The organism is Zavarzinia sp. CC-PAN008, assembly GCF_051903925.1.
Lineage (GTDB): Bacteria > Pseudomonadota > Alphaproteobacteria > Zavarziniales > Zavarziniaceae.
On record NZ_CP173678.1, the window covers coordinates 831,838 to 844,855 of the forward strand.

The window sequence follows — 13,018 nt, forward strand, 5'->3', positions numbered from 1 at the left end:
TTCGGCAACGGACTTGCGCCTAGAGTCCTGGCGCCAGTCGGGGGGATGGCCTGCCGGCGGCACCATCAAGGAAACACGTTCCATGCTGACGATGCGCACGGCTGGGGTTATGGGGGCTCTGGCGGTTGCTCTTTGGACTGCGGGTCCCGCCCTGGCGGAAGGCAAGCAGGACTTTCGTCTGATCAACCAGACGGGCTACGAGATCCATCAGGTCTACGTATCGCCGAACACCACCAACGACTGGGAAGAGGACGTGCTGGGCCAGGACACGCTGGCCAATGGCGATGCCGTCGACATCAGCTTCAGCCGCGATTCCAAGCCCTGCATGTGGGACCTGAAGGTGATCTACACGGTCGACGGTTCGGACGCGATCTGGACCAATATCGACCTGTGCACCGTCAGCGCCGTGACGATCCACTATGACGCCGGCAGCAACACGACGAGCGCCACGTTCGACTGACACGACAGCCCTGCCCGGGTTGCCCAGCGGCGCGGGCAGGGCCTGACGCGACCAGGCGCCTCAGCCGTCCTGGTCAGCGGTCCGCTGCACCGGAAAACCGTGCGCATCGATCATGGCGTCCCCCGGGCGAACCAGCGGATTGCCATAGACATTGTGTGGCACGGGGGCATCGGGATCGACCAGACGCAGGGTCGGCTCGGCATCCCGGCACCCACCAAGCGCCAAGCCGGCCGCCACCACGCAGCCCAGCAGCGTCGCCATGGCCGCATCATCCGCGACTTGGCGCCCCGACTGGCCCTGCTTCATCCGCGTGCTCCCCGCATGGCGTCCCGCCTGGGGACATGGTCGCCATGCTGACGATACACAGGCCGAACTGCAACCACCGCCCGGGGCGCCGTTGTCGCGGGCCCGCGTGGCAGCTGGCGCGGTGCTACAGCCCCAGCGCGCCCTTGGCCATGATGTTGCGCTGGATCTCGTTCGAGCCGGCATAGATCGAGCCGGCCCGGTCGTTGAAGTACTTGGCCGTCACCGGCCAGGAATAGCGCGGGCCGGCCGGATCGCCGTTGGCGGCGATGCGCGGTGCGTCTGGCACCGGTCCGCCGGGCCGCGTCGCATGCGGCTGCCAGGGCTGGGCATAGAAGCCGACCGCCTCCAGCGCCAACTCGGTCAGGCGCTGCGACAGCTCCGTCCCCCGCGTCTTGAACATCGAGCCTTCGAGGCCCGGCGCGTCCCCGCGCGAGGCTGCCGCCATGTAGCGCAGCTCGGTAAAGGCCAGCGCCTCGATCTCGACGGCGGCATGGTCCAGGGCCGCGGCAAAGGCCGGATCATCGGCCAGGCGCGCCCCGCCCGCCTGCTCCTCCCGCGCCATGCGGCGGACCTTGTCCAGCCGCACGCCGAGGCCGGGGCCATAGGCATGGCCGCCGCGCTCGAACGACAGCAGGTACTTGGCGACCGTCCAGCCCTGGCCGATGCGTCCCACCACGTTCGCCTTGGGCACGCGCACGTCGGTGAACCAGACATGGTTCTGGATGTGCTCGCCCGACGTCATGATGATCGGCGTCACCTCCACCCCCGGCGTGTTCATGTCGATGAGCACGAAGGTGATGCCCCGCTGGGGGATATCCTCCCGCGACGTGCGCACCAGGCAGAAGATGCGGTTGGCCAGGTTGGCATGCGTGGTCCACAGCTTGTGGCCATTGCAGATGAAGGCATCGCCGTCATCGACCGCCGACATCTGGAGCGAGGCGAGGTCGGAGCCGGAATTGGGCTCGGAGTAGCCCTGGCACCAGAAATCCTCGCCGCTCAGGATGCGGGGCAGGTAGAACGCCTTCTGCTCCGCCGTGCCGTGCCCGATCAGCACCGGGCCGCACATGCCCAGGCCCATGGGCGACAGGGCGGGCGCGCCGGCCGCCGAAAGCTCGGACGAGAAGATGTAGTGCTGGGCCGGGGACCAGTCGCAGCCGCCATGCTCGACCGGCCAGGACGGCACGGCCCAGCCTTGGCGCACCAGCTTGCGCTGCCAGGTCATCATCGTCTCGCGGTCGCCATAGACGCTGGTCATCAGCGCCGACGTCGCGCGCAGGTCGTCCGTCAGTTCACGGTCCAGAAAGCGCCGGACCTCGTCGCGGAACGCCTCATCCTTGGCGCTGAAGCCGATATGCATGTCTCTCTCCCGTGTGGGGCGCAAAGGGCTGAGAACGTGTGGAGCGTCACGCCAGCATCCTTCGAGACGCGCGTTCCGCGCTCCTCAGGATGACGACTGTTGAGAAAGGGCCTTCAATTTCCCAACGGCGTCATGCTGAGGAGGCCGAAGGCCGTCTCGAAGCATCGGTCGCGACGGCAACGCCGCTCAGCTCAGGCCCAGGACCTTCTTGGCGATGATGTTGTGCTGGATCTCGTTGGTGCCGCCGTAGATCGACTCGGCGCGCGCGCCGTAGTAGCGGGCATGTCGCTTCGCCCACGAGGTCAGTGCCTCGTTCGAGCCGGCGGGCGGCTGGGCGACGCTGGAATGAGCGTGCCAGGGAACGCCGGGCGTGCCGATGAAGGCCAGCGCGTTCTCGCTGATGTCCTGTTCCAGTTCGGTCGCCGCGATCTTGATGATCGAGGCCTGATCGCCGGCCGAACCCTCGCTCTCGGCCCCCGCCAGGCTGCGCAGCACGGTCATCTCAAGACAGTCCAGCCGCACCTCAAGCTCGGCCAGGCGGGCGGCCAGGCTGGCGCGCGCGGCGGGGTCCTCCACCTGCGCCAGCCAATCGCGCTGGGCCTGGAGGTAGCGGCGCTTGCCCGCGACATGGGCATAGGACGTACGCTCGTGCCCCAGCAGGAAATTGGCATAGGTCCAGCCCTTGCCCTCCTCCCCGATGCGGTTGGCGACAGGCACGACGACGTCCTGGAACGTCACGCGGTTCAGGCTGTGCTTGCCGTCGATCGTGATGATCGGATGAACCTCGATCCCCGGGGTCTTCATGTCGATCAGCAGGAAGGTGATGCCCAATTGCTTCTTCGCCTCTTTCGAGGTGCGGACCAGGCAGAAGATCCAGTCGGCATGCTGCGCCTGGCTGGTCCAGATCTTGGTACCGTTCAGCAGGTAGGTGTCACCCTGGCGTTCCGCCTTGAACTGGAGGGAGGCAAGGTCTGAGCCGGATTCGGGTTCCGAATACCCCTGCGCCCAGAACACGGTCGAATTCAGGATGCCAGGAAGGTGCCGGGCCTTCTGCTCCTCGGTCCCGAACGTGTAGATCACGGGCCCGACATAGATCAGTCCCATGGGCACGACGTTGAGCGCGCCGGCCCGCTCCAGTTCCTCGTCGAAGATGTACTTCTGGGTCAGGTCCCAGCCGGGCCCGCCGCATTCGCGCGGCCAGTTGACCGCTAGCCAGCCCTTCTTCGACAGGGCCTGTTCCGAGGTCTGGTGGTCCTGCTTCGTCGGCTGACGCCCACTGGCCAGCACCTCGACCACGCGGGCCGGATATTCGGTCGCGAAGAAGGCGCGCACTTCCCTGCGGAAGGCCTCGTGATGCGGCTCGAACCCGATGCGCATGGGCGACCGTCCCCTCAAATCCTGCTCTAATGGCTCAGCGATTAGCCGACTTCGCATACGCTGCCAAGGTCAAACCTTGAGGCGGTAGGCATCTCCATCGCGCACGATGTGTCCCGCGGTCGGGGTCGCGAAGTGCGTGCCGATGACCAGGGTCGGCGTCTCGGCCAGCTGTCCGAACATGGCGTGCCGGGTCGCCGTCGACTGGGTCTGGTCGCTGTCGACGATGGCCGCCCAGTCCGGCCTGGCCAGCTGGCAGGGGTGGTGGATGAAATCGCCCGTGATCAGGGCTGCCTCACCCTGCGATTCGATGGCGATCGAGACATGGCCCGGCGTATGGCCCAGGGTCGGCACCAGGCGCACGCCCGCGCATACGACGTGGTCCGTCTCGACCAGGTCGACCAGGCCCGCCTCGAACACCGGCTGCACCGAATCGGCAAAGACCGTGACCTGGTCGGCCTGCGCGGTCTGGCCGCGCCAGTGCTCGAATTCGACGCGGCCCAGCAGGTAGCGCGCCTTGGGAAAAGTGGGCACCCATCGGCCATCGACCAGCATCGTGTTCCAGCCGACATGGTCGACATGGAGGTGCGTGCACAGCACGGTGTCGATCGTGTCGGGGGCAAAGCCCGCCGCCGCGAGATCGCGCAGGAATGGCCCCTGCATATGGTCCCAGGCCGGGATGTGCGGCCGATCCTTGTCGTTGCCGATGCAGGTATCGACGATGATGCGGCGGTCGCCGGCCTCGATCACCAGGGCATGGACGCTGGCCTTCAGCCGGCCCTTCTCGTCCATGAAGTGGGGATACATCCACTGATAGGGCTGCACCGCCTCGCGCGTGGCCTGGGGCAGGACGAAGCCAAGGCCCCCTGTCACCTCCAGTTCCAGGATCCTGGTGATGCGGATGTCACCGACCTGCCATGTGGTCATGCGCGCCGTCCTCCCATTGGCCCTCTGCGGGGCTCTGCCGGGCCAGACTAGCGGGTTGCGCGCTCCGCCGCGATCCGCTCGATGGCCTGGCGCATCGCGGCGCCACGGGTCGCCCAGTCGAACGCGGCCGTCGCCTCCACGTACGCGGCGTCCTGCATGGCGTTGAGGCGCGGCAGATCGTCGATCGCGGCGATGCAGGCCTGCGCCAGGGCGGGCAGGTCGGGCGCCACCACGACGTGGGCGCGCACGGCCTCCGGCACGCCGTTCAGCGAATTGGCCATGGCCGCCACAGGCACGCGCCGGAACAGGTAGTCCAGCGTCTTCAGCTTGAACCCCCCGCCGGACGGTTCGGCGATCAGGCCCAGTCGCGCGCTCTCGAACCAGGGGCCCGGATCCTCGACGAAGCCATGGAAGTGCATGTTGGGATGACGCGCCCCAAGCTCGGCCACCAGGTCGTCCGGCACGCCACCCACCACGTCGATATCGATGCCCGCCGCGGCAAAGGGCGGGGCGCAGGCGGCGGCGATGTCGCGCAGGTTCATCTGCTTGGCCAGCCAGTGGAACGAGCCGAACAGCAGCACGCGGCGCGGCGTCTGGGCCGTGATGGTTCGGGCGGGGATCCGATCGCCGTCATAGCCAGGCGTCGTGACCAGGGTGCGGCGGGCGCCATCGGCCGTGAAGCGCTCGGCATCCAGTTGCTGGATCGCGATCACCAGGTCCACGTCCCGCACCAGGGCCTTCTCGTAGCGCAGGGTGCGCCGCCAATTCAGCCACAGCGCCGCCCGCCTGGCCGGATCGCCGCGGAAGTTGCGCACCATGGACGAGGTGACGGAGACGGCGTGGTCATGCGCGATGAACCCGACGACGGGGCGCCGCGGCCCCGCCGGGATCAGGTGGCGGGCCCAGCCCATGCCGTATTCATCCAGGATGACCGCGTCCCAGGACCTTGCCGCCAGCAGGGCTGCGATGCCCTGGCGATGCGCGGTCGTGGCAAAGCGCCCCGCCACCAGCGGCCCGCGGCTCAGCGCCATGGCGGCCAGGGTGCCGCGATGGCGCCCCTTGATGCGGTGAAAGACCAGGTTCGCCGGTCCCCAGGGCGCCGCCGGTCCGCCCTGGTCGGCAAGGCCCGTGAACGTCACCGCGACACCCGCCCCGGCCAGCGCCGCGGCCAGCTTGGCGCTGAACACCCGGTCTCCCGAGTCGAGCGGGAAAGGGTAGATGCGCGAAAGCCAGAGGCAATCCAAGCAGCAGGTCCTTCTTCGGCGTCCTAGACGATGCGGTCGAGCAGGGGCGGCAGGGGGGTCGCCCGCTTGTTCAGGATGACACCCAGGATCGGGGCATGGGCGCGCAGCAGCGCGTCGCGCGTGCGCCGGGCCTGGGCGGCGGTCGTCTCCTCGGTCGCGACCAGGACGACCTGGGCGCCCAATGCATGCGGCAGGGTGGCCATGGCGGGCGACTCCTCGATCCCTGCGCTGTCGATCACGATCAGGCGGAATGCCTCCTGCAGCATCGTCCAGACCACGCCGAAATCGGCCCGCCCGACAAGGCGGAAGGGTTGCGGCCCCAGCACGGCGAGGGCGGGCCCGGCGGCGGCGCCCGGGGCCTCCGCGATGGCGTCACGCCAGCCGGTGCCGAGTTCGACCACCTGCGCCAGGTCCGGCGGCGCCGAGCGTCCCAGGCGGTGCGCCAAGGCGGGGTTCTGGGCGTTGGCTTCGACCAGGAGGACGGGGCCCAGGCCCGCCTCCAGTGCGACGTCGGCCAGGGCAAGGCCCACGGTTGTCCCCCCTGCCCCCCTATGGCAGCCTAGGACCTGGATGGCTTGGCAGGCCTTTCGTCCGCGGCCCTGCTCGATCTGGGCCAGGACGTTGAGCAGGCCCGTCCGCAGGGGGTTGTCGCGAGGGGGATCGCCAGTGCCGTCCATTACCAGCGTCGCATCCCTGCATCTGCCTGCCGCATCATGCCCACCCGACATCCGCTGAAGTTCATTCCATCCCCACGCACCCGCCCCGCGGATGCGCCCCACGCCTGCCGATCGGAACCATGACCCAGAACCCGCGTCAACCGGCCCTGCCCCCCTTTTCTGCGATGCGCCTGGGCCAATGGCTGGTCTGCCTGGTCGGACTGCTGCTGCTGGCGGCCTGTGGCAATGTCGTGCGCAATCCCACCCCGGTTGCGACCGCGACGAGCGAGGCCCGCGCCCGGCTGACCGAACCCTATCGGATCCAGGCCGGCGACGTCATCGACGTCACCTTCTTCTACACCCCCGAATACAATCTCAGCGACGTGCTGGTCCGGCCCGACGGCGGCGTATTCCTGCCGGCGATCGGCGAGGTGGCGCTGGCCGGCCTGACCGCAACCGAAGCCTCGCAGGAGGTCGACCGCCGCTATCTCACCATCCTGCGGCAGCCGGGCTCCGCCGTCATGATCAAGAGCATTGCCGGCAGCGTCGCCTATGTGACGGGAGAGGTGCGGGCCGCCGGCGCGCACAAGCTGGATGGGCCGACCACGGTGCTGGGCCTGATCGCCTCCTCGGGCGGGGCGGCGGACACGGCCCGGATGGACGAGGTCGTGGTGATCCGCACCACCGGCCCCACCCGGCGCGCGGTGATCCCGGTCAACCTGGCCCAGGCCATTGCCGGCATCGACACCGACCAGGACCTGCGCGTGATGCCAGGCGACATCGTCATCGTGCCGCGCAGCCAGATTGCCGACATCAACCTGGCCATCGACCAGTACGTTAAGCGCGTGCTGCCGCTCGATAGCAACATGTCGTTCCAGTACGACTTCACGCCCTCCAATTTCTGAAGGGGGCGACGGGCCCATCGATCGCGGATCGGGCGATCGTGGAGGGGTCGATCGTGCACCGCGGCACGGGCGCTGCGGTGCACCAAATCCTGGCATATGACGCGGAATTGATGCACCCGAACGTTATCGACAAGTTTAATGGTGTTCGCTTTAATGTTTCATAAAGGCCGAGCGATCGACCCTGGTGTCTGACCAAGGTCCATGCCCACGCAGGCAGGACCGGATCGCGACAGGGGACCGGCGATGGTGAAGGCGGATGCGATGGGGGATACGACGACCTTGGGACGGGGCAGCGCGGTGCCGGGCCGGCGCGCCATCCTGTTCAGTGCGCTGATGACCAACGCGGCGATCTGGCTGCTGATCGTCAACGCGCTCGGCATCGTTCGCTGACCCGCCGCGCGCGGGGGACCCGCGCCTGGTAACGACGGCCGCGCGATCCGCGCGCCATGGCAAATGGGTCGGCGCGGTCAGCCCTTGGCCGGGCCTGGGGCCGGGTCCGGGCTAGGGCGTACGGACCCCTGGCGGTGGCGCTATGCCCCCGCCCTTATGCCAATGCCGTCAATGGGCGCGCTGGTGCCGGGCGCGATAACGCCCATCCTCGATCCCGGAAAAGATCTCCTCGACCATCGGATGACTGACCGGGCCGTTCTCGTCGTCCGTGACCAGGTTCTGCTCCGAGACATAAGCCTCGTAGTGCCCTTGGGCGTTCTGCGCCAGCACGTGATAGTAGGGCTGATCCTTGGCCGGCCGCCGGTCCGCCGGGATTGACTGGTACCACTCCTCCGTATTCGAGAAGACCGGGTCGACATCGACCACGACGCCGCGAAACGGATAGATCCGATGCCGGACGATCTGACCGATCGGGAACTTGGCGATACGGTAGGTCATACGGCCCTCTTCATTCTTGCTGTTCGGCTGGCACGGCCCCTGAGCATAGAGCGCGATTGCGGCGCAGCAAGATGGCGCCGCCGATCCGCGTGCCGCGCCGCGTTGACGCAGGGCCGCACGATGCTCCGGACGCCGGCCTGCGAACCCGCGCATCCCCGCGACCATTGCCGACCAATTCGACGCCCGGGCGATTGACAGATGGCGGCGCGGCCCTATTCTCCGCCGCGGGCCACATCCCCCCACCGGGATGCAGCTAATCTGGAAGGATTAGTTACAAAATGAAACCGGCAGTCCGTCCTCAGGTCCCCCTGTTCTCCTCCGGCCCCTGCGCCAAGCGTCCTGGCTGGACGCCGGCCGCCCTGGCCGATGCCGCACTGGGCCGCTCCCACCGCTCGACCCTCGGCAAGGCCAAGCTGGCCGAAGCCATCGACCGCACCCGCGCCGTCCTGGGCGTGCCCGCCGACTGGCGCATCGCCATCGTGCCGGCGTCCGACACCGGTGCCGTCGAGATGGCGCTGTGGTCCCTGCTGGGCGCCCGCGGCATCGACCTGCTGTCCTGGGAGAGCTTTGGCGAGGGCTGGGTCAACGACGTCACCAAGCAGCTGAAGCTGAAGGACGTCCGCACGTTCGAGGCCGGCTATGGCCAACTGCCCGACCTGGGCGAGGTCGATCCCGCGCGCGACGTCGTCTTCACCTGGAACGGCACGACGTCTGGCGTGCGCGTGCCGGATGGCGACTGGATCGCCGCCGACCGCACCGGCCTGACGATCTGCGATGCGACCTCGGCCGCGTTCGCCATGGACCTGCCCTGGGACAAGCTCGACGTCACCACCTTCTCCTGGCAGAAGGTCCTGGGGGGCGAGGCGGCGCACGGGATGATCATCCTGAGCCCCCGCGCGGTCGAACGGCTGGAGACCTATACCCCCGCCTGGCCGATGCCCAAGCTGTTCCGCATGACCGCCAAGGGCAAGCTGAACGAGGGCCTGTTCAAGGGCGAGACGATCAACACCCCGTCCATGCTGTGCGTCGAGGACTACCTCGACGCGCTCAAGTGGGCCGAGGGGATCGGCGGCCTGCCCGCCCTGATCGCGCGCAGCGAGTCGAACCTGGCCGCCGTCGCCCAGTGGGTCGAGGGCAGCGAATGGGCCGGGTTCCTGGCCGAAAGCGCCGCGGTCCGCTCCCCCACCTCGATCTGCCTGTCGTTCAAGGACACCTGGTGCCAGGCCCAGAACGACGGCGTGCGAGGCGAACTGTCCAAGCGGATGGTGAAGCTGCTGGAAAAGGAGGGGGTCGGCTTCGATCTCGGCTCCTATCGCGATGCGCCGCCGGGCCTGCGCCTGTGGGGCGGTGCCACGGTCGAGCGGTCCGACCTTGAGGCGCTGCTTCCCTGGCTGGACTGGGCGCGGGACGAGGCCAAGACCTCGCTGCTCGCCACCGTCTGATTCCCCGGGCCCGTTCGCCCGATCCCTGAACAATCCGCATCCAAGCGAACACGGAGTCGCAACCATGACTCGCGTCCTGATTTCCGACGACCTCAGCCCCCGCGCCGCCGCCATCTTCGAGGAGCGCGGCATCCAGGTCGACCAGAAGGTCGGCCTGAAGAAGGAGGAACTGATCGCCATCATCGGCCAGTATGACGGCCTGGCGATCCGCTCCGCCACCAAGGTGACCGCCGACGTGCTGGCCGCCGCCACGAACCTGAAGGTCGTGGGCCGCGCCGGCATCGGCGTCGACAATGTCGACATCGCGGCGGCCACCGCGCGCGGCGTCTGCGTGATGAACACGCCCTTCGGCAACTCCATCACGACGGCGGAACACGCCATCGCGATGATGTTCGCGCTGGCTCGCGAACTGCCCGCCGCCGACCGCTCGACCCAGGCGGGCAAGTGGGAGAAGAACCGCTTCATGGGCGTCGAGCTCTATGGCAAGACGCTGGGCGTCATCGGCTGCGGCAATATCGGCGGCATCGTCGCCGAGCGGGCGCTGGGCCTGAAGATGCGCGTCGCAGCCTATGACCCGTTCCTGAGCCCGGAGCGCGCGGTCGAGATCGGCGTCGACAAGGTGGAGCTGGACGAGCTGTTCCGCCGCGCCGACTTCATCACCCTGCACACGCCGCTGACCGATGCCACGCGCGGCATCATCGACGCGAAGGCGATCGCGAAGATGAAGCCGGGCGTGCGCATCATCAACTGCGCCCGCGGCGGCCTGGTGGTCGAGGCCGACCTGAAGGAAGCGCTCGATTCGGGCCATGTCGCCGGTGCCGCCCTGGACGTCTTCGCGGTCGAGCCGGCCAAGGACAACCCGCTGTTCGGGCACGAGCGGCTGGTCGCGACGCCGCATCTCGGCGCCTCGACCCTTGAGGCGCAGGAGAACGTGGCGCTCCAGGTGGCCGAGCAGATGTCCGACTTCCTGATCGACGGGGCCGTCACCAACGCGCTCAACATGCCGTCCGTGACCGCCGAGGAGGCGCCGCGCCTGCGCCCCTACATGAAGCTGGCGGAACAGCTGGGCAGCTTTGCCGGCCAGTTGACCGAGACGGGCCTGAAGAAGATCGTGATCGAGTACGAGGGGCACGTCGCCGGCCTCAACACCCGGCCGCTGACCGCGATCGCGCTGAAGGGCCTGCTGGGTCCCCTCATGGACTCGGTCAACATGGTCAACGCGCCGATCGTCGCCAAGGAGCGCAACATCGACGTGGCCGAGGTGAAGCACGAGCGCAGCGGCGACTACCAGACGCTGATGCGTGTCTCGGTCACGACCGACAAGTACACGCGCGACGTGGCCGGCACCCTGTTCGCGGATTCGAAGCCGCGCATCGTGGGCGTGAAGGGGATCCGGGTCGAAGGCGAGCTGGGCCCGCACATCCTTTATGTCACGAACCGCGACACGCCTGGCTTCATCGGCAAGCTGGGCATGACGCTGGGCAATGCCGGAATCAACATCGCGACCTTCGCCCTGGGCCGCGCAGCCCCTGGCGAGGATGCGGTCTCCCTGATCGAGGTCGACCAGGCGATCCCCGACAGCGTGGTCGCCCAGATCCAGGCTTTGCCCCAGGTCGTCCAGGTGAAGCCGCTCCGCTTCGCCTGATCGGGCGTCGATCCGACCTCGACGATGAGGGAATCCGTGTCCATGTCCCGGGCGCGGTGTCCCGGGCGCGCTGCGGTCAGGCGAGATGCACGGAATGGCGCGCAGGTCACCGCCCCTGCCGCCAGCGCTCAGAGGGCCAGGGTGAAGCCGCCGTTGACGGGGTAGACTTGGCCCGTGATCCAGGGTGAGGCGTCGGACGCCAGGAACAGGACCATGTTGGCAACGTCGCCCGGCTGGCCGGGCCGGCGGATGATGTAGCGCTCCATCTGGCGCTTCAGACGTTCCTGGTCGCCCTTCAGCGTCCGCTCGACCGCCGGGGTCGCTGTCAGCGCGATGGCGACGGAGTTCGCGGTGATCTGGTGGCGGCCAAGCGTGCGGGCGACGGAGCGCATGAAGCCCGCAGCCCCCGCCTTGGACGCGGCGTAGATCTCCAGGTTTGCATCGCCCCAGCGCCCGGCGTCCGAGATGATGGTGATGATCCGCCCGGGCGCGTTGCGGGCGATCATCCCCGGGATGACCGCGGCGGTGCAGTTCATGACCCCGTAGAAATTCACGCCGATGAAGCTCTGCCAGACGTCGGGCCCGGTTTCCCAGAACGGCTTGGCGAGTTCCGGCGAGGGGTTGGCGCCGGCATTGCCGGCATTGTTCACCAGGACCCCGATCGGCCCCAGTTCGGCCTGGCCCCGCGCGACCATCGCCTTGACGCTTTCAAGATTGGAGACGTCGGCCTGGACGCCGATGGCCTTGCCGCCGGCGGCGCGGATCTCGGCCGCCACGGCCTCCGCCCGGTCCAGCACGTAGTCGTTGACCACGACGCCGCCGCTGTTCAGCGCGGCCCCCAGATGCAGGGCGACCTGGCGCCCCACGCCCTGGCCCGCCCCGGTGACAAGCGCCACGCGCCCGCCGAGATCGAGAATATCCGTCATGCGTTCCCTCCCTTTTGACCGGAGGGTATCACGGCTCGATCGGGCGCGACGATTGCCGCGGCGGGACCGTTGGCCAGGCGTCTGGCGGGCCTTTGGCGTGTCGCCAAGGCCGGATTGCTTCCCAAAGGATCGCGGGTCGAGGTGTGGGTCGTTCAGTCGTCCGGGTCGCCGCCGCCTTCGACGGGGCGGTGGAGGAAGACGACGCGTTGTTGCGCGGGCAAGCCCTTGCCGGGGAAGCCCGCGGCAGTGCAGGGAGAGGTCGCCGTCGACACGGGGCAGTAGTCGAGCACCACCTCGTGCGTGGTCGCCATCGTGCGCAGGGCCGCTGGCGCGCCGGCCGTCGCCTGGAACTTGTGGAAGCGCAGGCGCACGGCCCAGTTGCTGTCGGGCGACGGATCGGCGTGCATGTCGAAGCGGAAGGCGTAGTCCGCTCCCGCATCCGGATAGCGCCAGGTCCGCAGGTCCCGGATCTCGTCCAGGTAGTTCTTCGCCTGGGCGGCATAGCGCGGATTGTCGGCCGAATTGTTGTCGCTGCCGCCCTGGCGCATGGTCCGGCTGAAGACATAGGTTGTGGCGCCCATCGCCGCCCAATAGGCTCGCGTCTGGGCCAGGCTGTCCTCGACCGCGCGGGCCTCGATCGCCAGGCGCCCCAGCACGGCGACCACCGTCATCAGGGCAAGACCCGCAGTCACGATCACGACCAGCAGCGCGCTGCCCCTGTCATCCCGCAGCGTGTCATCGCGCAGCGTGTCCGCCGCCGGTACCTGCCCCCGATCCATCGCCGCAGCATGGCCGCGTGCCGGTTAATTCCTGGTGCAGGCGGGGCGCGCGGCGTGAAGGCATCCTCAACCATTTGCCGGCAGGCTGTCCCGATGGCGCAGGAGCAGG

Annotated in this window: 14 protein-coding genes; 5 read left to right on the top strand and 9 right to left on the bottom strand. The window is 68.4% G+C overall.

The features are described from left to right. Positions 1–82: 82 nt before the first annotated feature. Positions 83–460: a hypothetical protein gene (locus ACI6GS_RS04075; RefSeq protein WP_439816502.1), complete on the top strand. Its 378-nt coding sequence runs from the start codon at positions 83–85 to the stop codon at positions 458–460. 60 nt (positions 461–520) lie between these two features. On the opposite strand, the gene ACI6GS_RS04080 is transcribed toward ACI6GS_RS04075, so the two are convergent. From ACI6GS_RS04080 to ACI6GS_RS04105, 6 genes are all read right to left on the bottom strand, one after another. Next, entirely contained in the window at positions 521–766 is a 246-nt protein-coding gene (locus ACI6GS_RS04080) for a hypothetical protein (RefSeq protein ID WP_439816503.1), read from the bottom strand. Between the two features lie 124 nt (positions 767–890). Beyond that, positions 891–2,123 (bottom strand): acyl-CoA dehydrogenase family protein, encoded by a 1,233-nt coding sequence (locus tag ACI6GS_RS04085; protein ID WP_439816504.1) that lies wholly within the window; start codon positions 2,121–2,123, stop codon positions 891–893. A 186-nt stretch (positions 2,124–2,309) separates the two neighbouring features. Then, positions 2,310–3,500 carry an acyl-CoA dehydrogenase family protein gene (locus tag ACI6GS_RS04090; RefSeq protein WP_439816505.1) on the bottom strand — a complete coding sequence of 397 codons (1,191 nt, stop codon included), beginning with the start codon at positions 3,498–3,500 and terminating at the stop codon, positions 2,310–2,312. A gap of 69 nt (positions 3,501–3,569) precedes the next feature. Continuing rightward, a complete protein-coding gene (locus ACI6GS_RS04095) occupies positions 3,570–4,424 on the bottom strand; it encodes an MBL fold metallo-hydrolase (protein WP_439816506.1) in 855 nt (284 codons plus the stop codon). Positions 4,425–4,471: 47 nt separating this feature from the next. Further along, positions 4,472–5,611, bottom strand: a complete 1,140-nt coding sequence (locus tag ACI6GS_RS04100) for a glycosyltransferase (protein ID WP_439816507.1) — start codon at positions 5,609–5,611, stop codon at positions 4,472–4,474. An 80-nt stretch (positions 5,612–5,691) separates the two neighbouring features. After that, positions 5,692–6,198 (bottom strand): hypothetical protein, encoded by a 507-nt coding sequence (locus ACI6GS_RS04105; RefSeq protein ID WP_439816508.1) that lies wholly within the window; start codon positions 6,196–6,198, stop codon positions 5,692–5,694. 266 nt (positions 6,199–6,464) lie between these two features. On the opposite strand from ACI6GS_RS04105, the gene ACI6GS_RS04110 reads away from it, so the two are divergent. Both ACI6GS_RS04110 and ACI6GS_RS04115 read left to right on the top strand, forming a co-directional pair. Continuing rightward, positions 6,465–7,229 carry a polysaccharide biosynthesis/export family protein gene (locus ACI6GS_RS04110; RefSeq protein WP_439816509.1) on the top strand — a complete coding sequence of 255 codons (765 nt, stop codon included), beginning with the start codon at positions 6,465–6,467 and terminating at the stop codon, positions 7,227–7,229. A 243-nt stretch (positions 7,230–7,472) separates the two neighbouring features. Beyond that, positions 7,473–7,619 (top strand): hypothetical protein, encoded by a 147-nt coding sequence (locus tag ACI6GS_RS04115; protein WP_439816510.1) that lies wholly within the window; start codon positions 7,473–7,475, stop codon positions 7,617–7,619. A 168-nt stretch (positions 7,620–7,787) separates the two neighbouring features. Here the strand turns inward: ACI6GS_RS04115 and hspQ are convergent, their stop codons facing one another. Further along, a complete protein-coding gene (gene hspQ / locus ACI6GS_RS04120) occupies positions 7,788–8,117 on the bottom strand; it encodes a heat shock protein HspQ (RefSeq protein ID WP_439816511.1) in 330 nt (109 codons plus the stop codon). 278 nt (positions 8,118–8,395) lie between these two features. Here hspQ and ACI6GS_RS04125 point away from each other — a divergent pair, with 278 nt between their 5' ends. Next, positions 8,396–9,559 carry a phosphoserine transaminase gene (locus ACI6GS_RS04125; protein WP_439816512.1) on the top strand — a complete coding sequence of 388 codons (1,164 nt, stop codon included), beginning with the start codon at positions 8,396–8,398 and terminating at the stop codon, positions 9,557–9,559. A 64-nt stretch (positions 9,560–9,623) separates the two neighbouring features. Further along, on the top strand, positions 9,624–11,204 hold the full coding sequence (gene serA, locus ACI6GS_RS04130; RefSeq protein WP_439816513.1) for a phosphoglycerate dehydrogenase: 1,581 nt from the start codon (positions 9,624–9,626) through the stop codon (positions 11,202–11,204). Between the two features lie 128 nt (positions 11,205–11,332). On the opposite strand, the gene ACI6GS_RS04135 is transcribed toward serA, so the two are convergent. Both ACI6GS_RS04135 and ACI6GS_RS04140 read right to left on the bottom strand, forming a co-directional pair. Next, entirely contained in the window at positions 11,333–12,130 is a 798-nt protein-coding gene (locus ACI6GS_RS04135) for an SDR family NAD(P)-dependent oxidoreductase (RefSeq protein ID WP_439816514.1), read from the bottom strand. A 152-nt stretch (positions 12,131–12,282) separates the two neighbouring features. Next, positions 12,283–12,909, bottom strand: coding sequence for a hypothetical protein (locus tag ACI6GS_RS04140; RefSeq protein ID WP_439816515.1), 627 nt, complete (start codon positions 12,907–12,909; stop codon positions 12,283–12,285). Positions 12,910–13,018 lie beyond the last annotated feature (109 nt).

Excerpts from the sequence above, each read along its gene's own strand:
- ACI6GS_RS04075 (WP_439816502.1), top strand. The coding sequence starts at position 83 with ATGCTGACGATGCGCACGGCTGGGGTTATGGGGGCTCTGGCGGTTGCT.
- ACI6GS_RS04080 (WP_439816503.1), bottom strand. The coding sequence starts at position 766 with ATGAAGCAGGGCCAGTCGGGGCGCCAAGTCGCGGATGATGCGGCCATG.
- ACI6GS_RS04085 (WP_439816504.1), bottom strand. The coding sequence starts at position 2,123 with ATGCATATCGGCTTCAGCGCCAAGGATGAGGCGTTCCGCGACGAGGTC.
- ACI6GS_RS04090 (WP_439816505.1), bottom strand. The coding sequence starts at position 3,500 with ATGCGCATCGGGTTCGAGCCGCATCACGAGGCCTTCCGCAGGGAAGTG.
- ACI6GS_RS04095 (WP_439816506.1), bottom strand. The coding sequence starts at position 4,424 with ATGACCACATGGCAGGTCGGTGACATCCGCATCACCAGGATCCTGGAA.
- ACI6GS_RS04110 (WP_439816509.1), top strand. The coding sequence starts at position 6,465 with ATGACCCAGAACCCGCGTCAACCGGCCCTGCCCCCCTTTTCTGCGATG.
- ACI6GS_RS04115 (WP_439816510.1), top strand. The coding sequence starts at position 7,473 with ATGGTGAAGGCGGATGCGATGGGGGATACGACGACCTTGGGACGGGGC.
- hspQ (WP_439816511.1), bottom strand. The coding sequence starts at position 8,117 with ATGACCTACCGTATCGCCAAGTTCCCGATCGGTCAGATCGTCCGGCAT.
- ACI6GS_RS04125 (WP_439816512.1), top strand. The coding sequence starts at position 8,396 with ATGAAACCGGCAGTCCGTCCTCAGGTCCCCCTGTTCTCCTCCGGCCCC.
- serA (WP_439816513.1), top strand. The coding sequence starts at position 9,624 with ATGACTCGCGTCCTGATTTCCGACGACCTCAGCCCCCGCGCCGCCGCC.
- ACI6GS_RS04135 (WP_439816514.1), bottom strand. The coding sequence starts at position 12,130 with ATGACGGATATTCTCGATCTCGGCGGGCGCGTGGCGCTTGTCACCGGG.
- ACI6GS_RS04140 (WP_439816515.1), bottom strand. The coding sequence starts at position 12,909 with ATGGATCGGGGGCAGGTACCGGCGGCGGACACGCTGCGCGATGACACG.